Origin of the sequence: Mesorhizobium sp. Cs1321R2N1 (assembly GCF_037179725.1) — a bacterium.
Taxonomy (GTDB): Bacteria; Pseudomonadota; Alphaproteobacteria; order Rhizobiales; family Rhizobiaceae; genus Mesorhizobium; species Mesorhizobium salmacidum.
Window position 1 is genome coordinate 22862 of sequence record NZ_JAPYKP010000039.1, and the last position, 20334, is coordinate 43195.

Consider the following 20334-nt stretch of genomic DNA (forward strand, 5'->3'; position numbering starts at 1 on the left):
TGTCCTGCCGGACATCTCCCCTACGAGGGGGGAGATCGGCCGTAATCGCGGCTTTCGCCAATTGTCGGCGTTGCAGGATTGAGCGGAGCGCCAGAGCTGCCAATCTCCCCCCTTGTGGGGGAGATGTCCGGCAGGACAGAGGGGGGCGCTGTCCCGCCAGCATCTCGGTTTGGCTCCAACCCATCAGTCGCTACCCAATCTCCGCGCCAAGTCCCTTCATCAACCCCATGAACTCCGGAAAGCTCGTCGCGATCATCGCCTGGTCGTCGATCGTCACCGGCTTCTCCGTCGCCAGTCCCATCACCAGAAAGCTCATGGCGATGCGGTGGTCGAGATGGGTCTCAACGGTCGTGTCCCGCCCGTTGGGATGACCGCCCAGACCCTTGCCGCCCGGCTTGCCGCGCACGGCAAGCGAAGCTTCGCTCTCGGTGCAGTCGACGCCGTTGAGCTTCAACCCGGTGGCCACGGCCGAGAGCCGGTCGGACTCCTTCACCCGCAGTTCTTCCAGCCCTTGCATCAGCGTCTCGCCCTCGGCGAAGCTGGCGGCAACGGCCAGCACCGGATACTCGTCGATCATCGACGGCGCCCGCTCGGGAGGCACGGTGACACCTTTCAGTTCGGAGTAGCGCACGCGCAGGTCGGCGACGTCCTCGCCGCCGGCATTGCGCGGGTTCAAGATGTCGATCTGGCCGCCCATCTCCTGCAGCGTGAGAAGCAGGCCGGTGCGGGTGGGGTTCATCAGCACATTTTCGATCGTGATGTCCGAGCCCGGCACGATCAGCGCCGCCACCAGCGGGAAACCCGCCGATGAAGGGTCGCCCGGCACCGCGATGGTCTGGCCGGTCAGCTTGCCCTGGCCTTCGATGAAGATGTGGCGCACGCCGCGCTCGTCGGTCTCGACCGACAGGTTGGCGCCAAACCCTTTCAGCATCTTTTCGGTATGGTCGCGCGTCATCACAGGTTCGATCACCGTGGTGATGCCTGGCGTGTTCAGCCCGGCCAGCAGCACCGCCGACTTCACCTGCGCCGAGGCCATCGGCACGCGGTAGGTGATCGGTGCCGCGTGCTTGGGCCCGTGAAGCGTGATCGGCATGCGGTCGCCCGGCGTGGCTTTGAGCACCTGCACGCCCATCTGGCGCAAGGGTTCAAGCACGCGCCCCATCGGCCGACCGGATAGCGAAGCATCGCCGATGAAGGTCGTCTCCATGTCATAGGTGCCGACAAGGCCCATGGTCAGCCGCGAGCCGGTGCCGGCATTGCCGAAGTCGAGCGGTCCTTCCGGCTGCAGCAGCGCGCCGTTGCCGGTACCGCGGATCACCCATTCGGCGCCGTGCTTCTCTATATGCGCGCCCATCGCCTTCATGGCCGCCCCCGTGCGCATCACGTCCTCGCCCTCGAGCAGGCCGGTGATGCGGGTTTCGCCGGAGGCGAGCCCTCCGAACATGAAGGAGCGGTGCGAGATCGACTTGTCGCCCGGCACGCGGGCCGTGCCGGAGAGGGCTGGTGACTTGCGGGCGGTGGCCGGCTTGGCAGCGGCGGCGTGAGACATGGAATTTCCCTGGACGGATGCCGGCTGACCGGCGCTTTTCATTTGTTGCGGCGGTCTCGTATCACGGCGAGGCGAAATGGTCATCCCCATGGTCGTCACTTGGCGCGAGGCCTTTCAATGCTTGGTTTTGTGACGCCGGCTTTTCGCTTTGACAGCGCTTCAAACTGTGGTTAAGGGGACCACTCTTTTATTGACGAGGCTTGGCCGTGGTAAAAACCGAACTTGGCACAAAACGCATCGACCCTGAAACGGGCCGGAAATTCTACGACCTGAACAAGGACCCGATCGTCTCGCCCTATACCGGCAAGAGCTATCCACGTTCCTATTTCGATGAAGGCAAGAGCGCCGCCGTCGAGGAGGAGGAGGAAGTAGCCGAGAAGGAAGTGGACGCCGAGGACGAAGAGGGCGTCGAGGTCGTCTCGCTCGAAGAGGCGGAAGACGATGCCAAGAGCGACGATCTTCCCGATCTCGGGGACGACGAAGATGACGTCGACCTGGGCGACGACGAGGATGACACCTTCCTCGCCGACGAAGAGGAAGAAGAAGACGACGTTTCCGACATGATCGGCGTGGGCGACGACGACGACGAGGTCTGACAAGGTCTCGAACGCGAGCCTTTGCCGGCTTTCACGGCCTGTGAAGAAAAAGCCGCCGATGAAGGCTTGATATCTGGGAAAGGCGGGGTTAGAAGCCGCCTGCACTAACGGCGCGGTCTTCCAACCCGCGCCGATCTCTCGCCGGAAACGGCGCCGGCTGACTGCCGGGAGTGGGGCCATAGCTCAGTTGGGAGAGCGCTTGAATGGCATTCAAGAGGTCGTCGGTTCGATCCCGATTGGCTCCACCAAACAGTCTCCGGGGTGTTTAAGACAACCCTTTGATTTCAAGGTATTGCTTTGAAATGTACTGATCTGGCGTGACGTCTCCAGCTTCGCGGTGACGTCTGACTTGGGTTGCGCATCCGGATGCCCATTCAACAAATCAGGGACGACCGAGCTCGAACGGTCACGGAACGTCGGCGTCGAATTCGATGGCAAATCCCGCATCGATCGCGCTTCGCGCTATGTGGTCGCCAAGTTCCCAATCCGTGAGCTCGCAAAGCGGAAACATCTTTCTCACGGCGCGGATAATTTCCGATAGCGAAACGCTGGGGCTGTCAACATTGTCGATCAGGTAGCGGACAATGGCCTGGCGAACGTTCGGGGAAACAGTCCTCTGCGCCAGCGCGGACATCTCCGGCCTACGAATGGAGACGCGGTGCTGAGCCGTCTGGCTCGGCTGCGTCGAAAGCGACGGGCACCATGTGAGCGATGCAGGCCGCCGCCAGCATTTCCTCCAATTCGTGATCGGTGGCCTTGCATGCCGGCATAAGTGTTCGGATGGCGCGGATTGCTTGTGCAATGGAGAGAAAGCGGGCCTTGCCCCTGGAAAGGACATAGGCTTCGGCCGCTCCTTCCACCGTGATGGTGTGAAACGTGTTGGTCATCAAGAATGCCTCCCTGAAATCCAAGCCAATGCTACTTTCGACCAACATGTGGCGGTCTTCAAGGCTCTGTCCGATTCCGGACAGTCAGCCGGCGATTCCGAAGTGACGCTGCTCCTCCTCGCCATATGCGCCGTCCGTGAGTTTTATCATTCCGGTGCGGTCGACGATCGTGATCTCGCCACGCTTGGCGTGGACCAGCCCTCGGTATTCAAGCATCTGGAGAGCCGTGGTGACGCCGGGGCGTCGGGAACCAAGCATGGTCGCCAGAAGTTCATGCGTCAGGTAGATTTTGTCTCCTTCGATGAGGTCGTCGACCATGAGCAACCAGCGGGCCAGCCGTTCCTCGATTTTCGATTGGCTGTTGACCAGCGCCGTGCGGGATGACTGGATCAGGAACGCGTGGGCGTGCCGAAGCAGTGACGGCTGAAGGGTCTGGCTTTCGGCAATCGCAATGCGAAGATGTTCAGCCGGCAGACACCAAGCAATGCTGGCGAGTTGAATGTAAGTTTCGTTGGGAGACCGGTCCTGGCCGAGAACGACCGCAACACCGGTCATGCCATGGCGGCCGATGATGCCGACTTCGCTTTGCCGCCCTCCGGTCATGGTGGCGACCACCGATGCGATACCGGTCTCGGGGAAATAGACGTGCTCGATCGGCTGATATGCGATCTCCAGCCGGGCTTTGATGGCCAGTTCGACGTGATGCATCGATGGCCGTAAAAGCGCGAAATCCTCAGGCGTGAGGGTATTCAAAACATGGTTGCGAAAAGTGGATTGAAGCATAGCTCTTCTCCCGACGGGCAAGAGCGCATCCCTCTCACTGTCGGCTGCATCCGGACTAAAGGGCGGCCGATGCTTGAGTCTACGCTCCATATGCGGGCTTGGCAAACGATTGCGCCCGCGTCGGGCGAGGCCAGCCCAAGACCATTCTTCCTGCGACGGAACGCCATTCTTTCTCGACGGAACGAAGGAGCGGCTTTGGGCCCCGTCCCATCACCACTCGGCGAAGGAGCCCTCCTTGTGGCGCCAGATCGGGTTGCGCCAGCGGTGGCCTTCCTGGCTCGCTCCTTGCCCTTGATGTCCCACAGCGCCTGGTCGATGCCGGCAATGGCGCTCATCAGGATCGTGCCCGGTCGCGGGTTTTCAGCCGAGAAGGTCGGCGGCGACTTCGAGCGTGTTGCGGAACGACGTCTCGAGATGGTTTTCCATCGCCTGTGCCGCGCCTCGGCATCGTGTCGCTTCAGGGCGTCGAGAATGGCTTCGTGCTGCTCGATCGTCTGTTCGCCATAGCCGGGCTTTGGAATGGCGAGGTAACGGCCGCGGTCCATCTGCGCCTTCGAGATGTCGACCGCCCGCCAGATCATCGGCAGGCCGCAGATTTCGGCAATAGTGCGATGGAAGACATCGTCGAGCTGGATCGCGGTCGCGTATCTGCCGCGCGATATGGCAAGCTTGTGCGCCGCCATATTGTCCTCCAGCAGTTCGGCGGACGCCGGCGTGAGCTTGACGGCCGCGCGCCTGGCGCTCTCCATCTCCAGGGCCCGGCGGATGACATAGGCTTCCTCGAGATCGGCGCGGCTGATCGGCGCGACATAGGTGCCGGTCTGCGCCAGGATATTGACCAGGCCTTCGTCGCTGATGCGCTTGACCGCTTCCCGCACCGGCGTGCGCGAGACGCCGAGCGCCTCCGCGATAGCCACCTCGTTGATCACTTCCCCCGGCTTCATCTGTCCGACGACGATCAGGTTGCGGATCTTCTGATAGATCTGATCGCGGAGCGGCAGCGCCCGATTGAGGGTCGAAGGGTCCAGGTCCATGGCAAATCCATAGCTTCGTTCACCGGGAATGGTCAGATTATATTAGAATGTAAATCGGAATGGGAGCCTCGGTCGACGCGGACTGGCCGGCACGCTCGACGCTGGCGCAACGCCCGCACGCACACGCTGCACGCATCCGGTGCGCTGGAAATATTCGATCCTCGGCAAATATTTCCTCAACGGTGAAAATCCGCCGCTGCACGCCTGAAGCTGATTTATCACCGGCGGCCGGGACGAGCGGCACCGTCGAGCTAAGTGGCTTCGCCCCTGTCGGTTATCCCGGGTGAAAGCTTACCCGCAATTTACGACCATCGGTTACATCAGTTCCCGTCTGATTCGCCCGAGACAGGAACATCATGAGCAAAGCCCTCACATCCTTCGCATTGGTCGCGGTGCTGACCGCCTTGCTCATGGCGCTGAGCCTGGCGGTGGCAAGGCACGGTTATCCCTATGGAGCGATCGGTGTGAGACGGCTAGACGGCATCGCCGATGCCGGCACGTTCATTCCACTTGCAGCGGTCTATTTCTTCAGCGCCCTGCTGATGATGATCCTGCCGATCAGGGCAGCCAGCATTGTCCTGACCAACGCCGCGGACGCGGTCTTCTGGACCGTCATCGTGCTGTTCGCGGCCATCCTTGGCTGCCTCGTCGCCAGGTGGGCGTTCGGTCAGCGGGATGTCTTGTGGACGGTGTTGAACTGGCGCTTCCTTTTTGCGGCCGTGATCATCGGCTGCCATTTCGTCATGAACGAGTTGCGCCGCAACGTGCTGCTGCGCAGCCTGTTCTTCGTGATCTTTGCCGCCGCGACGCTGGCCTGCCTGTTCTGGTCGTTTACGCTTTGAGCATGATCAGCGCTGGCTAATTTTCGGCGGCGATGTTGCCGACATGGATGCGCAGCTTGCTTCCAGGGGATGGCTACCGGGTGCGGGGGACGGTCTTCTCGACGTAGCGCGAGAAATCCTCGATATCCTTGGGCGAGGGCTCTCGGCCGGTGAAGCTGCGCAGATAGGCGGCAACATGCGGCAGGCGGCTGCTCATCGGCTCGTTGAGTTCCAGCGAATAGTAGCCGATCTGCATGAAATAGAGCACGCGAGCGCGCACGAACGCGTCTTCCTCCTCATAGCCATGACGCAAGAACATGTCGCGTATGGCATTAACGCGTTCTTCGTCGGCCTCATCGAGCGCACGCCGGGTGGTCGGGGAGCGGCGCGCCCAGGCCCGGATCGCGAAATCCAGCCGGGGGTCGAACAGCTTTTCGTCCACCCAGCATTCGAAAATGCTCATCACCCCGCGAATGACAGTCGCGGAAGGGCGTTGGGCGCGCTCGACGATGAATCGGGTATTGGTCTGTCGCCAGTGGTCCAGCAACTGGTCGAGCAGGTCCTGGCGGCTCTTGAAATACCAATAGAAGCTCGAGCGCGAGACGTCGAGCTGCTGGCCTAGCGTCAGCACACGGACGCGTTCGACGCCATCCGAGATCAGGGTTTCAAGCGCGAGCTTCAGCCAGTCGTCCCGAGTGGCCTTGGTGTTGCCGGTGGCGCCGGCACGCTGGATCGTCGTCTCGGGTGCTGCCATCAGCACGACGCTTGACACGCCGCATCGGGCAAATCAAGGTCGTGGACATATCTGTACAGGGCAATTCAACCTTGACCCGGAGCGCTATCCACCGATGTTAGCCGGATTGGTGTCGACGCGGCACTGTCGCCGCTGCACCGAAGGCATGAGCGCGGGCCCGGGACTTTTGTCGCGGCCTTCCAGCCCAGTGCGTGCTTTCCCGCAGCGCAATTGTCTGGCAAATACCACTTCAGACAGATGCGGCCGCGCGGCCAGCAAGCAGGAAGGCAAGGACATGACAGCGTTTCGAAAGAACCTCATCGATGGCGAATGGGTCGGCGATGCCGGGTCCCGCAACATCAACCCTTCGGATACCGGCGACGTCGTCGGCGAATATGCCTCGGCGGGCGTCGAACAGGCGGGCCAGGCGATAGCGGCGGCCAAGGCGGCGTTTACGGCGTGGTCGCGCTCCGGTCCGCTGGCCCGTCATGCGGTGCTGAAAAAGGCGGCCGACGAGATCATGGCGCGCAAGGACGAACTCGGCCGCAATCTTGCGCGCGAGGAAGGCAAGACGCTGGCCGAGGGCATTGGCGAGACCATTCGCGCCGCCCAGATATTCGATTTCTTTGCCGGCGAAACATTGCGCCTGTCGGGAGAGGTGGTGCCAAGCGTGCGGCCGGGCGTCGGCGTCGAGATCACGCGCGAAGCGGTCGGCGTGGTCGGCATCATCACGCCATGGAATTTCCCCATCGCCATTCCCGCCTGGAAGATCGCTCCAGCGCTGGCTCACGGCAACACCATCGTCTTCAAGCCGGCCGAACTCGTTCCCGAGAGCGCCTGGTCCATCGTCGACATCCTGCATCGCGCCGGCCTGCCCAAGGGCGTGCTGAACCTCGTCATGGGCAAGGGCTCGGTGGTCGGCCAGGCAATGCTCGACAGCCCCGACGTCAACGCCATCTCCTTCACCGGCTCGGTGGGAACCGGCAAGCGCGTCGCCGCGGCAAGTGTCGAGCACATGCGCAAGTTTCAGCTCGAAATGGGCGGCAAGAACCCGCTGGTCGTGCTCGACGATGCCGATCTCGCGGTCGCCGTCGATTGCGCGCTGAACGGCGCCTTCTTCTCGACCGGCCAGCGCTGCACGGCCTCGTCGCGTTTGATCGTCACCAACGGCATCCACGACCGTTTCGTCGACGCGCTCAAGGAGCGCATGGAAAAGCTGGTGATCGGCGATGCGCTCGACGCGCAGACCCAGATCGGCCCGGTTGTCGACGCGACCCAGCTCAAGCAGGACGAGGACTATATCGCCATCGGTGTCCGGGAAGGCGCCACGCTCGCCTTCGGCGGCGAGCGGCTCGACCGCAAGACGCCGGGTTTCTATCTCAAGCCGGCGCTGCTGACCGAGGCCACCAATGCCATGCGCAGTTCGCGCGAGGAGATTTTCGGCCCCGTCGCCAGCGTCATCCGTGTCCAGGACTATGACGAGGCGCTTGCCGTCGCCAACGACACGCCGTTCGGCCTGACCTCGGGCATCTGCACCACGAGCCTCAAGCACGCCACGCATTTCAAGCGCAACTCCGAAGCCGGCATGGTGATGGTCAACCTGCCGACGGCGGGTGTGGACTTCCACGTTCCCTTCGGCGGGCGCAAGGGCTCGAGCTTCGGCCCGCGCGAACAGGGCCGCTACGCCATGGAGTTCTACACCACGGTAAAGACCGCTTATACGTTCGCGGGATGAGTTGGCGCGCCGGCTGACCGGCCGGCGAGCCGTTACCTCACCAGAAACCGGACCGGTGCAAGCGATGACGTTGCAGGACCTGACCTGGCTCAACCCGCCGCCGCACCACGCCGTCGAAGGTGATGGCGTGCGTGTGCGCACCGGCAAGGAGACCGATTTCTGGCGCGAGACCTTCTATGGTTTCTGGCGCGACAACGGCCACTTCCTGTCTCGGCGGGTCGAGGGCGACTTCACCGCCGAGGTCACCGTCAAGGGCGACTACAAGGTGCTTTACGACCAGGCCGGGCTGATGGTCCGGCTGAGCGAAACACACTGGATCAAGGCCGGCATCGAATACACCGACGGCCTTGCCTATGTCTCCGTCGTTGTCACCAACGACACCTCGGACTGGTCGCTGGTGGCCATCGCCGCTGGCCCGGACGGCGTCAGGATCCGCCTGACCCGCCACGGCGAAGCGATCCGTGTCCAGTATCTCGACGCTTCCGACGGTCATTGGAAGCCGGTGCGGCTCGCCTATTTCCCGATCTCGAAGATGGTCGATGTCGGCATGATGTGCTGTTCGCCGCAGCGTGAAGGTTTCGAGGTCACGTTCTCCGGATTTTCGGTCGGCCCACCGATTGCGCGGGACCTGCACGACTGACGCCCGCAAACTATCTGGAGCCTCTGCGCGAGGAGCTTCGGCGGGCGGCCGCCCCACAACGGGACGTGTAGGATTTCCAGCTTGGGCAGGCCGACCGGCCGGATGCCGAGGTCGTTGGCAAGGAGGCGCCACGAATCGAGCAGCATCCGGTCGTTCCTTTCGGGATTTTCGACGAGCTCCACACCAGGCAATCCGGCAGCGTCCGCACGGTGGCCTCGGGGATCGTCGGATAGACGCTGTCGGTCGCGGCTTCGGCGGCAGTACGTTGGGAATTCCATTAAGCGACATCGATCGGCACCTTGTGCCGAAAGACCGATCAGCTTGTCGCAGTGGTTCTTGGGGTTATCGCCTGGACCATGCCAGCCAGCGCGCCGCCAGGCGCCTGCGCAAGGAGGTGAACCGTGTCCGCCTGTAGGCGTCGCCCGCCATCTTGATGCCTTGCGTCTGTGTCGGGAAAGGATGGATGACATCGGCCAACGCATGCAATCCCATGCCCGATCGGATGGCGAGGGTCACCGTGTTGATCATCTCGCCGGCATGGCTGGCGACGACCGTCGCCCCCAGGATGCGGTCGGATCCCTCCCTGACGTGGATCTTGACGAACCCTTCTTCCTCGCCGTCCATCACGGCACGGGCGACGTCGTGCATCAGCACGGTGTAGGTCTTGACCGGAATGCCGTTGCCGCGCGCCTCCAGGGGGTAGAGACCGACATGGGCGATCTCCGGATCGGTATAGGTGCACCAGGGAACGACGAGTTCGCTGAGCCTTTCGCGGCCGCGAAACAAGGCATTGCGCACCACAATGCGCGCCGTTGCCTCGGCAGTGTGGGTGAACTTGTAGTCGAGGCAGACGTCGCCCGCCGCGTAGATGTGCGGGCTGCTGGTTCGCAGATAATCATCCACCTTGATGCCGCTGGCATCATACGCCACGCCAGCCTCTTCGAGGTCGAGACCCGCGACATTGGGTGAACGGCCGACGCCGGTGATGATCTCGTCCACCGAAATCGTCGTCGTGTCGCCATCCCGCATCAGGTCGGCGAACTTGTTTGCCCCTTCCCTGCGCACCGCCACCACTTCGGTGTTCAGGCACACCTCCACCCCCTCGCGCGCCAGCGCATCCGAAAGGATCTGCGCGGCGTCGCGTTCCTCGCCGGGCAGGAACATCGGATCGCTCTGCGCCAGGATGACTTTCGCGCCGAGCAGGCAGAAGGCCTGCGCCGTCTCGCAGCCAAGCGGCCCACCACCGATGACGAGGAGCCGCGGCGGGCATTGCGTAAGGTCGAACATCGTCTCGTTGCTGAGATAACCGGCTTCGACCAGTCCCGGAATGGCAGGGAAGGCCGGATGCGCGCCTGTCGCAATCAGCGCCTTCTTGAAATGCAGCGTGCTGTCCGCGACCGTGACCGTATCGCGTCCGGCAAATCGCGCCTCGCCGAAATAAAGATCGATTCCCTCCGAAACCAGGCTCGCGGCAGAATCGGCACGGCTGATCCGCTGCCGGATCTGCCGCATCCGTGTCATTGCCCGTTGAAAATCGACACGAAGATGGTCCGGCGGGTCGCCGCCAAAACTCTCGGCATCGCGTATGTCGGCATAAAGCCTGGCTGTGCGGATGATCGACTTCGACGGAATGCTACCGACATTGACGCAGGCGCCGCCGATCAGCCCACGCTCGATCAGCGCGACCTTCGCTCCAAGGCTCGCCGCGTCACGCGCGGCGGTCAACCCTGCCGGCCCGGCGCCGATGACGACGAGATTGTAGGGGCCGTTCGGGATCGGGTTCTTCCAGTGCGGGGGATGCGCGCCCCTGATCAGTTCGACGTCGTTGCGGTCGACGGGGAAGGCGGCGGCTCTCGTCGGTTCACCTGACATCGCGCCCCCCGGTTGCCGGCCGCGACAGCCACCCGCCGGTGAAGCCGGCCTTGCCCAAGCCGCGACGGATATGGGGATTGGAGCGCATGAGCTCCCAGATCAGGCCGGAACGGTGGTTTTCGATCATCATCACCGCAATACCCTGGTCCAGTCCGTAATGGCCTTCCGACACCCAGCCGTTGCGGCCGAATTTTCGCCGGTTGGCCAATGTCGGGTTGAAACCACTCGGCAGCCGGAAATTGTCGATCACGTCCGGGTAACGATCGACGAGGTGGCGTAGCGCCGCCAGGCAGATATCCGGCGCGAAAGGCAGCGACGCCGGATAGGACCATGGCGCGATCGTACCGTCATCCGGACCGAAAGGCGCGCCGCGTGCCGCATAACCGGAAAACCGGTGGCGCCGTCGCTCCACGCTGGCGCGGAAGCCGCCTGGTCCGTCGCCTGCCGAAAGGCCCCACAGGTTCTCGCCATAGCCGTCAAAGCCGTAAGGATTGTGCCGGGCGTAATCGCGGTGAAGGTGTGTCGAGCGGCGGCTGTTTTCGAAATAGTCCGAATTCTTCTCGCGCATGAAAGCGTCGCGGATGCCGGCGAAATCGATCCAGGCATGTGAGAACTGGTGCATGAACAGCGGCCCGCCATAGAGCACGTCGTGGCCGTAGATGTTTTCCCATTGATAGGTCGCCGTCCAGGCCTCGTAGCTGCCGTCGGAACTCGGGTGGTCCGGTGAGGCCATGGACAGCACATAGAGGATCGTCGCCTCGTTGTAGCCTTCCCAGCCATAGTGCAGAAAGCCGCTCCTGGCCTTCCAGCCCTGGCGGAGCGTCGGGCTGCTGCCTTGCGCCCATCGCCAGTCGACGCGCCTGTAGAGCGCCTCGGCCAGTTGGCGGATTTCGGCCTCATCGCCATTGTCCCCGGAAAAATAGGCGCCCGCCACCAGCATGCCGGCGATCAGCAAGGCGGTGTCGACCATCGACAGCTCGCAGCGCCAGACGCGCAAACCAGTCCGCATGTCGAGGAAGTGGTAGTAAAAACCCTTGTGGCCGGTGACGTCGTGGCCACTGCCTTGCGTGCTGGTCTGGAAGAAGCGTAGCGCCGCAAGGGTCAGCCTGGCAGCCGCGTCGCGCGCTATCCAGCCACGTTCGACGCCGATCGGATAGCAGGACAGGGCGAAACCGACGACGGCGATGCTGCACGGTGAATTGGGCCGCGACGTGTCGGCGACCAGCCCGTTGTCGGGGTTCACATTCTCCAGGAAATAGCCGAAGGCGGCGCGTTGATAGCGGTCCAGAAGCTCGTCATCGGCCAGCGCGGCGGGATCTGCTCTAAGCAAACGATGCAAACTCCAACATGATGATCGCGGCTCCCGTTGATCGCACGCCACCGGCACGGTGGCCGGGGGCCTCGCACCTGCCGGGCTCTCTCGTCGTGTCATGGCATTTCCCTGTTATGGCACGTTCATTGAGACGTCAGCTACCATAAGCCTGTCCAGCTCCAGTCGTTGCTTCGTCACGCGGAGTTGTAGTTGGCTCGCGCCAACTCGGAACTGCCTCGATACGGCTCAATAAGTGGCGCGGCCGCCCGAAACGTCAAACACGGCGGCCGTGGTGAACGAGCATTCCTCCGAGGCGATCCATGAGATCAGCGCCGCCACCTCCTCGACCTCGCCGAAGCGAGCCATCGGTATCTTGGACAGCATGAAGTCGATGTGCTCCTGGCTCATCTGCTTGAAGATCGCTGTGCGCACGGCGGCCGGCGTCACGCAATTGACCGTCACCTTGGTCTTGGCGAGCTCCTTGCCGAGCGACTTGGTCAGGCCGATCACCGCCGCCTTCGACGTGCTGTAGGCGGAAGCGTTGGGATTGCCTTCCTTGCCGGCGATCGAGGCAATGTTGACGATGCGGCCATAGTTGCGCTCGAGCATGTGCGGCACCAACGCCTTGTTGCAGTAGAAGACGCCGTTGAGGTTGATGTCGATGACCCTTTGCCAGTCCTCGGCCGAATAGGACCAGGTCGTCATATTCGGCCCGGTGATGGCGGCGCTGGTGACCAGTATGTCGACGCCGCCGAGGGCTTCGATAGTCGATTGTGCGGCAGCTTCCACACTTGCCGCATCCGCAACGTCCATCATCACCCCATGCAGGCCGGGAATAACGGCTTTCGCCTGTTCGATCTGTGCGGGATCGCGATCCCAGACACTGACGCGCCCGCCTTCGTCGACGATCCTCTGCGCGACCGCCAGGCCGATGCCCGAGGCGCCGCCGGTAATCACCGCCGCGCGGCCGGCGAAGCGTCCAGCGAAATTCATCGGCATGTGATCCCCTCCCTGTCCATCCTGGCTGAAAGCCGATCTATGTGATGGCCTTTCCACTCGAGACTGTGAGGGTACCGCCAGCCGAGTTCAAGTCGGTATGCGGTCGGATCGTCTGGGCCAACACCGGCCGGATTATGGGGTGTGATCTCTCGGCGATCGCCGCGCTGTAAGACAAGGTGACCGGATTTGCCATTGAGCATGGGGTGCGATAGGTTATATTGCACTGCACAATGGAGACGCCGTTTCTTGCACGCCCTTGTTTGCGGATATGCCGGCTGGTTTGCGACCTGCCGGTCCCGGGTCGTGTCGACGGGACCCTTTAGATGAAAATTCCCAAATCCCTGATCGTCGACCCCGAAAAGAATTCGGTCTATGGCAGCTTTGCCGTTGCCGTCTCGATCTGGGCGTTCTCCTATTCCGTCATTTTCGGCCAGGTGCTGATCCTGGCCTATTATGCCGTCTGGCTTCCGCTCATCCTGGTCGACTACCGCCGGTTCCTGCGGCAACTGTCCAGTGCCTGGCTGCCGCTGCTCTTCGTGGCCTATGTCTGCTTCTCCGTGTTCTGGTCGCAGGCGCCCGGCGTCACCGCCAGAACGGCGGTCCAGTACTTTTCGCATATCGCCTGCGCCTACGTCGCGGCGCGCACCGTCAGCGTGCGCACCCTGACGATAGGCGCCCTGGTCGGCATATTCTTCGTCCTGATCTATTCTCTGAAGGTCGGTGGCTATTCCGAGGACGTGCTCGACGGCACCTATAATTTCGTCGGCGCCTTCGCTTCCAAGAACCAGATCGGTTTTGTCGGCTCGCTCGGCATCTATTTCTCCGTCGTGTTCCTTGCTTTTCTGCGGCGTGGCCGGCTGAGTTTCATGCTGACCGTGCCGGTCGTGCTGTTGTCGGCCTATGTGCTGGTCGTCTCGCATTCCGCCACCTCGATGGCCTCGATACCGGCCGTCCTGGCGCTTATTGCGCTTCTTGCGATGAGCAAGCTTTTGTCGCGGCGTTATCGCCGGGTGATCTTCCTGATCGGCGCCGGCATGATCGTCGTGGTGGCTATTGTCGCCCTCAATCTCGGGCTCATGGATTTCGTGCTTGGCATCTTCGGCAAGGATTCGACGCTCACAGGGCGGACCTATCTGTGGGAGCAGGGCTGGGACGCCGCGCAGCGCTCGCCGATTCTCGGCGTCGGCTATGCCGCCTATTGGGTGCAGGGTTTTGCCGAGCCCGAGCGGCTTTGGAACGAATTCTACATCGCCAGCCGTACCGGCTTCCACTTCCACAACACCTATGTCGAGGCCCTTGTCGAACTCGGCTTCACCGGGGCGGTGCTGATATCGCTGATCTTGCTGCGCACGCTCTATGGCCACGTCGCAGCGGTGATCTTCAAGAGGTGGCAAGCCGAATCGGTGGTTCTCTTCGGCGTGATGGTATTGCTGCTCATCCGTTCCTTCGTCGAGGTCGAGACCCTCAACCCTTACATCATGGGCTCCTTCCTGATGTATTTCAGCTACTTCAAGCTGGCGCGGCTGCCTGTTACCCGCACGCGATGGTCCCCCGCCATCGAGCCGGCGAATGCGAAGGGCGGAGAGGCAACCTGGCCTCACCGTCCCGCGGCGGCCGAGTAACGATGAGGGTCCGCTAGAGCCGTTCCAGGAAAAGTGCGTAGCGGTTTTCCGTCCGGCGCTAATGCATGTCGAGCAAAAGTGACCTCGGTTTTTGCGACAACGGCATGCATCAAGCAACAGCCTAGGTAAAGCTGGAGCGGGTCAGAGCCATTCCAGGACAGGAACGTGAGACGGTTCTCCACCCGGTGTCGCGTCAACAGCCGTTCTGGTTTCCCGGTGTAGGAAATCCTGCCAGCAAAAACCTCCGCCCGGCAGGCCAGGCGGAGGTTCAAAGTCTTTGCGTTATGGATCGAACGCGACGGGCCGCGCGAACTTCCGCTTTCCTACTGGCTGGCCAGCGGTGCCAGCTTGATCTTGATCACATCGCCAGGCAGCACCGGTGTGTCTTCCTTGGCGGCGATTTCGCTGGTCTTGCCGTCGACATTGCGCACCAGCGAATAGAGCAAGCTAGGCTGCTGGTCGTTGGTGATGGCGGCCGTCGTCGCCGGATCCGTGGCCTGGGTTATCAGGCCTTTTTGCATATTCACCTTCAGCGCGGCCTCGTTCAGGTCGGCTTCGGTCTGCTGCCGGTCGACGGCAAGCTTCGAGCTCAAGGTGTTCTGGGCGTCGATGGCGTCCTGCGTCGCCTTGCTGATAGCCTGCTTGGCGGTGAGGATGGCCGTCTCATAATCCAGGATCTTGCCCTGGAGGTCGGTAACGGACTGCTGAGAATCCAGAAGTCTCGAATTGGCGACCAGGCCCTTCTGGGCAAGCGGACCGATGCTGGTCAGCTGTTGCTGCGCCAGGTCGACCTGCTTCTGCTGGTTGACGATCTTCTTCTGCAGCGATTCGATTTCGGCCTGCAGCACACCCTTGAGATCGTCCAGCGCCTCGAGCTTCAGCTTCAGCGCCTTCTGGTCGGCGGTCAGGATCGTCATCTCGTCGTTGACGATGGTCGGCAGCCGCGGATCGCCCTCGACCTCCTTCGGCGCTTCGAAGCTCGTCTTGCCAGCCATATCGGCGTCGATGCGGGCGCGCTTGACGATCAGTCGCACGCGCAGGTCGTCGGAGATATCGAAATTGCCCTTGGCTGTGACCAGGTCCTTGCCGAGCTGGGGACCGTAGTCGGCGTTGCGCCTGATGCCGCCGGCGACGCTGATCGCCTTCAGCACCGTAAGGTCGGGCACATAGGGAAATTGGCCGGGGTTCTGCACTTCGCCCGAAATGTAAAACGGCCGGAATTGTGCCATTTCGACCGAGGCTTCGGGCTTGTCCGACAACGCGAGCTTATGCTGCAGCGCCTCGCCGATCGCCGCGGCGATCTCCGCCGTGGTCTTGCCGGCCGCCGGCAGTTCGCCGACGAAAGGCACCGACAATGTGCCGGCCGGACCGACCGTGTATTGGCCATTGACCGACGACCAGTCGCGGAACGCGCTTTCGACGGTCTGCCATTCGGCAATGCGGATGGTGAGCTTGTCCTGGGAACCCAGACGGTAATCGTCGGCGGCGGCCAGCTGGGGGAAAGCGAGCGACATCGCAAGGCACGTCGCCACGAGCCGCGAGCGGCCGGAAAATGGGCCGCTGCCAAAGGCTTCCAACATGTCTATCTTCAACTGAACATTCCGATCCGTTTTAGCCCCATCGCCCGATGAGCTTGCCGCCGGATGCCTGGGTCAGACCGGCCGATCAATAAGAGCCGCGTGACATCCAGACGGCCGGTACGGTCCTGATGATGATGCGAACGTCCTCGAACAGCGACCAGTTCTCGACATAGTGGCGATCGAACGCGACGCGGCTGTCATAGGAAACGTCGTTGCGGCCGCTGACCTGCCACAGGCCGGTCAGGCCGGGCCGGGACTTCAGATAATAGACGGCCGCGCTGCCGTAGATTTCCAGTTCGTCACGGACCACCGGGCGAGGCCCGACCAGGCTCATGTCGCCCTGGAGGATGTTGATGATCTGCGGCAACTCATCGAGGCTGAGCTTGCGCAGGACCGCTCCGACGCGGGTGACGCGTGGGTCGTTCTTCAGCTTGCGGGTCGCTATCCATTCCGCATTGGCCTCTGGATTGGTCGCAAGATAGGCAGTCAGCACCTTGTCGCCGTTCGGAACCATGGTGCGGAACTTGAGGCAGGAGAACAGCCGTCCGCCGCGCCCGATTCGGCGGTGACCGTAGAAAATCGACCCGCCATCGGAGAACTTGACGAGCAACGCTATCATGATGAACAGGGGGCTGAGCGCGATCAGCCCAGCCAGCGAGCCAGCGATGTCGAAGCTCCGCTTGATGAGGCCGCCGATCGGCGGCGGAAAGTCGGTGTTGGCCTGCGAAAAGTCCGCCGTGGCCGACTTGGCAATATCCCTCATACGGAAACTCCATGCGTTGAACGAATGGTTTACCGCACGATACCAAAAAAATGCTGCAGCGCAACACACAATTTCCAACCCTCTTGAAATAGTCGCGTCATGAATTGACTAAATAATAAGCTCGCCCTGCACAAATTTCGAAATCTTTAGCACATTTGTGACAATAAATGGGCAAGGATAAAAAAATCAGGACATTTTTGAGGCGATTCCTAGGCGACGCGTTCTCGGGGCGAGGGTCCGGAGCATGTCAGTGCTTTAGGAAGATGCGATATTCGAAACTATTCACCTAAAATACTGCTTAATATTATAGATTGTACTCGCAGCTTATGGTGGCTGCAGGTTGAGTGAATTGCGATCGTGTGCGTTGCAGCATGGCAGAGTCGAAGGCGTAAGCTCAATCAAAAATATGTGCGGTTGCCCTTGCCGCCTTCTGCTCGCCTTAATAGAATTGCAAATTATACCTGTCATAGTGACGACAGGTTGAAAGGCCGGAAGCAACCGGTCGGCAGCGGGTGACTCAACAAGCCCGCATGACAAGGGACGGCGCTCGGGTGGGGCTATCGTTGGATATGACCCGAGCCGGTTTATGGGCTATTGGGTATGTCGCTTCCAAAATTCATCGTTGGGATGCTGTTCGCGCTCGCGATCGTCGTTGCCTGGTCCTGGCTAGGTGGGGCTTCGCTTGGCACGACACTGATGCGCATCATCATCTGCGCCGTGGTCATCCAGGCCGGTTATTTCGCGGTTGTTTATGCCATGATCGCCAGTAGCGCGCCGACACCAGCCGACAGGCTGCGCGAAGCCGAGAGAAAGCAGAACTCCCCCGAAGTGCCCAAGGGCGAGAAGCTTGGCAGCGCCCGGCGGGGCCTGCATTAGATCCCACGGGGATATCACCGTCCTCAAGCCACATCGGCGGGTTCAGTCTCCGACTGTTCTCCCGACAGCATCCGGGACAGCCGGCTCCCTGGCTTCGCCTTCAGCCGCTGATATTGCCCGACTTCCACGACACGGCCTCCTTCCATTGCCACCACCCAGTCGGCGAAGGCGATCATCGATGGCCGGTGCGCGATGGTCAGGATCGTCATCGCGCCGCGCAGGCCGTCGATCGACCGGGCGATAAGCGACTGGTTCTGCCAGTCGAGCGCGCTTGTTGCCTCATCCAGGATGAGCAGCGAGGGTTTGCGCAGCAGCGCGCGCGCCAGCGCGATGCGCTGACGCTCGCCGCCCGAGAGGCGTACGCCGCGGTCGCCGACCACCGTCTCCAGTCCCCGGTCGAGCCGTTCGACGAATTCGCCGGCGTGCGCGGCGCGCAGTGCCGTCCACAATTCGTCGTTGCCGGCCTGCGGGGCGGCAAGCCGCAGGTTCGCCGCGATCGTGTCATGCAGCAGGAACACGTCCTGCGGCACATAGGCAACCCGATCGCGCCAGCGGCGGCGATTGCCGGCATCGATCTCGACGCCATCGACGAGGATCTTGCCGGCGGTCGGCTCGAGCAGCCCGAGCAGCATGTCGGCGATCGTGCTCTTGCCTGATCCGGACGGGCCGATCAGAGCGGTGACCTTGCCGGCCGGGAGGCCGAAGGTGATGTCGCTCACCACCGCCTTGCCGGCGCCGTCGTCATAGGCGAAGGAGACATCACGAATGTTCAGCCCCGTATCGAGCGACAGCTTGCGGGCTTCCCTGGGTTCGATATGGCCCGGTTCGCGCTCGGCGTCGAAACGTGCCTGCAGGCTACGCATTGCTGTGTAGGCGGGCAGGTTGATCAGCAGCTGCTGGGCCTGCGTCTGCATGTCCATGAAGCGCGGCGCGATTCGCATGAAGACCAGGAGCAGCACGACGATCTCGGCCAGCGACAGGTGGAAGCGGACCAGCGCCACGTAGATGAAGACGCTCAAGCCCACGACGCTCGCCACCTGGAACACGGCGGTGCCGATCGAAGAATTGCGGACATAGGCGATGTTGTCGGCCTTCATCTTTTCGAGCGTGGCCTGCAGCTGCGCGAAATAGCTGGCCTCGACATTCAGGCTCTTGGCCACCTTGATGCCGCCGAGAAATTCCGAGACCGTGCGGTACTGATCCTGGCGATTGGTCGTCAGGATCCGGCCGAAAGCGGTGGCGCGCGAGCGGAACGGCTGCAGCGCTATGAACATCACGATGCCGATGACGACGGCAAACGCCGTCATGACCGGCGAAATGAACATGGAAATCACGAGATAGCCCGCCAGCAGCACGGCGATCTGCACCAGCATCAGCAGGGAAAAGGCCGCCCCCTGGACGCGGTCTATGTCACCGGTCAGGGCATGGTCGAGATCGGAGCCGCGCATGCGCGTGAACACGCCCCACCGCGCCCTGCCGATGCTCTCGAACAGGTTCATGCGCAAGCGGTTGATGAAATCGAAGAGCAGCCTTGCCATATAGACCGACTTGAAGCGGTTGAAGGCTGCCTGCACGGCAACAAGCCCGACAAGCACACAGAGCACCGTGGTCAGCTGCAGCGTTCCGCCTGGCACCAGCCAGCGCACAAAATCAATGTTCGGCAGCCTGACCGCGAAATCCTGGTCGGCGCGCCCGACCAGATGCAGCAGCGGCACCAGCAGCAGGATGGAGATGCCTTCCGTCAGGCTGCCGAGGATCAGGAACAACAGCGCCGTCCAGGTTCGCCGCCCGCCGATCTGGGCAATGACGGCACCGAACGCGGCGACATCGCGAAACAGCGACAGGCTGAAGACCGATGACCTACGCATCTCCAGCCAGTTCCTTCTCGATCAGCGCTACAGCCTCGCCGATCCTGTCGATGCCCGTCGGAACGTCCAGCCGGCACACGCCGACATGGTTAGCGATTGCTGAACAGTGGCGAAGATGCGTCGCCGCGAAATCCCCGGAGAGTGCGGCGCGGCCAAACCGCGTCACGTAGGAGAATTTGATGATGGCCGGCAAGGCGGCGATGTGAGGTAAGGCGGTGATCCCAGCCCTTTCGCCGCGCTCGAGGATGTAAATCCTGGCCGCCGGCACCTTGTTGCCGGAGAAGGCGCCGTGCAGGCGATGCTGCATTTTCTCGATCGCGGGATGCACTTGCGGCCGCACTTGCGCCTGCCCAAGCGAGATCGCCGCCGCGGCATCGGCGGCAAGCTTGATCTGCGGAAACCCCGGAACGATCATCGGTTGGTTCGGGTCTGCCAGGTCGATCGCCACGACGTCGTCGGTAAGCAGATCGTGTCCGGCCCGGACCAACGCGCTTGCCGTCGTCGATTTGCCGGCGCCCTTGTCGCCCATGAAGATGGCGCCCCTGCCGGTCATCGCAATGGCGCTGGCATGCAGAACCAGCAGGCCGCGCTGGTGCAGAAGCAGCGCCAGCACCGGCCCCAGCAGCGGGAAGGCAAGCAAGGCGTCGTCGACGCCGGGCGCCGG

19 protein-coding genes and 1 tRNA gene are annotated in these 20334 nt (G+C 62.3%); 7 read left to right on the forward strand and 13 right to left on the reverse strand.

Annotation, left to right across the window (positions count from 1 at the left end):
* Positions 1-190 precede the first annotated feature (190 nt).
* A complete protein-coding gene (gene aroA, locus O7A61_RS13020; RefSeq protein ID WP_140746102.1) occupies positions 191-1549 on the reverse strand; it encodes a 3-phosphoshikimate 1-carboxyvinyltransferase in 1359 nt (452 codons plus the stop codon).
* Positions 1550-1755: 206 nt separating this feature from the next.
* On the opposite strand from aroA, the gene O7A61_RS13025 reads away from it, so the two are divergent.
* Entirely contained in the window at positions 1756-2145 is a 390-nt protein-coding gene (locus O7A61_RS13025) for a TIGR02300 family protein (RefSeq protein WP_337130127.1), read from the forward strand.
* 172 nt (positions 2146-2317) lie between these two features.
* Positions 2318-2393 (forward strand) — tRNA-Ala (locus tag O7A61_RS13030).
* A gap of 158 nt (positions 2394-2551) precedes the next feature.
* On the opposite strand, the gene O7A61_RS13035 is transcribed toward O7A61_RS13030, so the two are convergent.
* Genes O7A61_RS13035 through O7A61_RS13050 form a run of 4 tightly spaced genes read right to left on the reverse strand, consistent with a single transcriptional unit; the run spans position 2552 to position 4849 of the window.
* Positions 2552-2779 carry a hypothetical protein gene (locus O7A61_RS13035; protein ID WP_337130128.1) on the reverse strand — a complete coding sequence of 76 codons (228 nt, stop codon included), beginning with the start codon at positions 2777-2779 and terminating at the stop codon, positions 2552-2554.
* A gap of 7 nt (positions 2780-2786) precedes the next feature.
* Complete coding sequence (locus O7A61_RS13040) at positions 2787-3080, reverse strand: hypothetical protein (protein ID WP_337130130.1); 294 nt, start codon at positions 3078-3080, stop codon at positions 2787-2789.
* A gap of 36 nt (positions 3081-3116) precedes the next feature.
* Positions 3117-3836 carry a Crp/Fnr family transcriptional regulator gene (locus O7A61_RS13045; RefSeq protein WP_337130132.1) on the reverse strand — a complete coding sequence of 240 codons (720 nt, stop codon included), beginning with the start codon at positions 3834-3836 and terminating at the stop codon, positions 3117-3119.
* Complete coding sequence (locus O7A61_RS13050) at positions 3782-4849, reverse strand: GntR family transcriptional regulator (RefSeq protein ID WP_337130134.1); 1068 nt, start codon at positions 4847-4849, stop codon at positions 3782-3784. The genes O7A61_RS13045 and O7A61_RS13050 overlap by 55 nt, the downstream gene beginning before the upstream one ends.
* A gap of 356 nt (positions 4850-5205) precedes the next feature.
* Here O7A61_RS13050 and O7A61_RS13055 point away from each other — a divergent pair, with 356 nt between their 5' ends.
* Positions 5206-5691 carry a hypothetical protein gene (locus tag O7A61_RS13055; protein WP_337130135.1) on the forward strand — a complete coding sequence of 162 codons (486 nt, stop codon included), beginning with the start codon at positions 5206-5208 and terminating at the stop codon, positions 5689-5691.
* 73 nt (positions 5692-5764) lie between these two features.
* Here O7A61_RS13055 and O7A61_RS13060 read toward each other — a convergent pair whose 3' ends face one another.
* On the reverse strand, positions 5765-6424 hold the full coding sequence (locus tag O7A61_RS13060; protein WP_337130136.1) for a TetR/AcrR family transcriptional regulator: 660 nt from the start codon (positions 6422-6424) through the stop codon (positions 5765-5767).
* Between the two features lie 274 nt (positions 6425-6698).
* Between O7A61_RS13060 and O7A61_RS13065 the strand changes: the two genes are divergently transcribed.
* Entirely contained in the window at positions 6699-8138 is a 1440-nt protein-coding gene (locus O7A61_RS13065) for an aldehyde dehydrogenase family protein (RefSeq protein ID WP_337104505.1), read from the forward strand.
* A gap of 64 nt (positions 8139-8202) precedes the next feature.
* Positions 8203-8778 carry a DUF1349 domain-containing protein gene (locus O7A61_RS13070; RefSeq protein WP_337130138.1) on the forward strand — a complete coding sequence of 192 codons (576 nt, stop codon included), beginning with the start codon at positions 8203-8205 and terminating at the stop codon, positions 8776-8778.
* A gap of 342 nt (positions 8779-9120) precedes the next feature.
* Here the strand turns inward: O7A61_RS13070 and O7A61_RS13075 are convergent, their stop codons facing one another.
* The 3 genes from O7A61_RS13075 to O7A61_RS13085 all read right to left on the reverse strand — a co-directional run bounded on the left by O7A61_RS13075 (position 9121) and on the right by O7A61_RS13085 (position 12961).
* Positions 9121-10650 (reverse strand): mercuric reductase, encoded by a 1530-nt coding sequence (locus tag O7A61_RS13075; protein ID WP_337130139.1) that lies wholly within the window; start codon positions 10648-10650, stop codon positions 9121-9123.
* Positions 10640-11980: a glucoamylase family protein gene (locus O7A61_RS13080; protein WP_337130141.1), complete on the reverse strand. Its 1341-nt coding sequence runs from the start codon at positions 11978-11980 to the stop codon at positions 10640-10642. Before O7A61_RS13080 ends, O7A61_RS13075 begins: the two co-directional genes overlap by 11 nt.
* A 228-nt stretch (positions 11981-12208) precedes the next feature.
* Positions 12209-12961 (reverse strand): SDR family NAD(P)-dependent oxidoreductase, encoded by a 753-nt coding sequence (locus O7A61_RS13085; RefSeq protein ID WP_027142850.1) that lies wholly within the window; start codon positions 12959-12961, stop codon positions 12209-12211.
* Positions 12962-13284: 323 nt separating this feature from the next.
* On the opposite strand from O7A61_RS13085, the gene O7A61_RS13090 reads away from it, so the two are divergent.
* The gene (locus tag O7A61_RS13090) at positions 13285-14583 is read left to right on the forward strand and encodes an O-antigen ligase family protein (protein ID WP_337130143.1); all 1299 of its coding nucleotides are present in this window, start codon (positions 13285-13287) and stop codon (positions 14581-14583) included.
* A 323-nt stretch (positions 14584-14906) separates the two neighbouring features.
* Here the strand turns inward: O7A61_RS13090 and O7A61_RS13095 are convergent, their stop codons facing one another.
* Both O7A61_RS13095 and O7A61_RS13100 read right to left on the reverse strand, forming a co-directional pair.
* Entirely contained in the window at positions 14907-16163 is a 1257-nt protein-coding gene (locus O7A61_RS13095) for a polysaccharide biosynthesis/export family protein (protein ID WP_181165857.1), read from the reverse strand.
* An 85-nt stretch (positions 16164-16248) separates the two neighbouring features.
* Entirely contained in the window at positions 16249-16926 is a 678-nt protein-coding gene (locus O7A61_RS13100; protein WP_337130145.1) for a sugar transferase, read from the reverse strand.
* Positions 16927-17526: 600 nt separating this feature from the next.
* Between O7A61_RS13100 and O7A61_RS13105 the strand changes: the two genes are divergently transcribed.
* Positions 17527-17802: an exopolysaccharide production repressor exox gene (locus O7A61_RS13105; RefSeq protein ID WP_337104499.1), complete on the forward strand. Its 276-nt coding sequence runs from the start codon at positions 17527-17529 to the stop codon at positions 17800-17802.
* A gap of 23 nt (positions 17803-17825) precedes the next feature.
* Here the strand turns inward: O7A61_RS13105 and O7A61_RS13110 are convergent, their stop codons facing one another.
* Together O7A61_RS13110 and O7A61_RS13115 are read right to left on the reverse strand one after the other, a co-directional pair.
* The gene (locus tag O7A61_RS13110) at positions 17826-19670 is read right to left on the reverse strand and encodes an ABC transporter ATP-binding protein (protein ID WP_337130146.1); all 1845 of its coding nucleotides are present in this window, start codon (positions 19668-19670) and stop codon (positions 17826-17828) included.
* Positions 19663-20334 (reverse strand): serine kinase (locus O7A61_RS13115; RefSeq protein WP_337130148.1); only part of this gene is annotated, 672 nt, incomplete at its 5' end. The genes O7A61_RS13110 and O7A61_RS13115, both read right to left, overlap by 8 nt.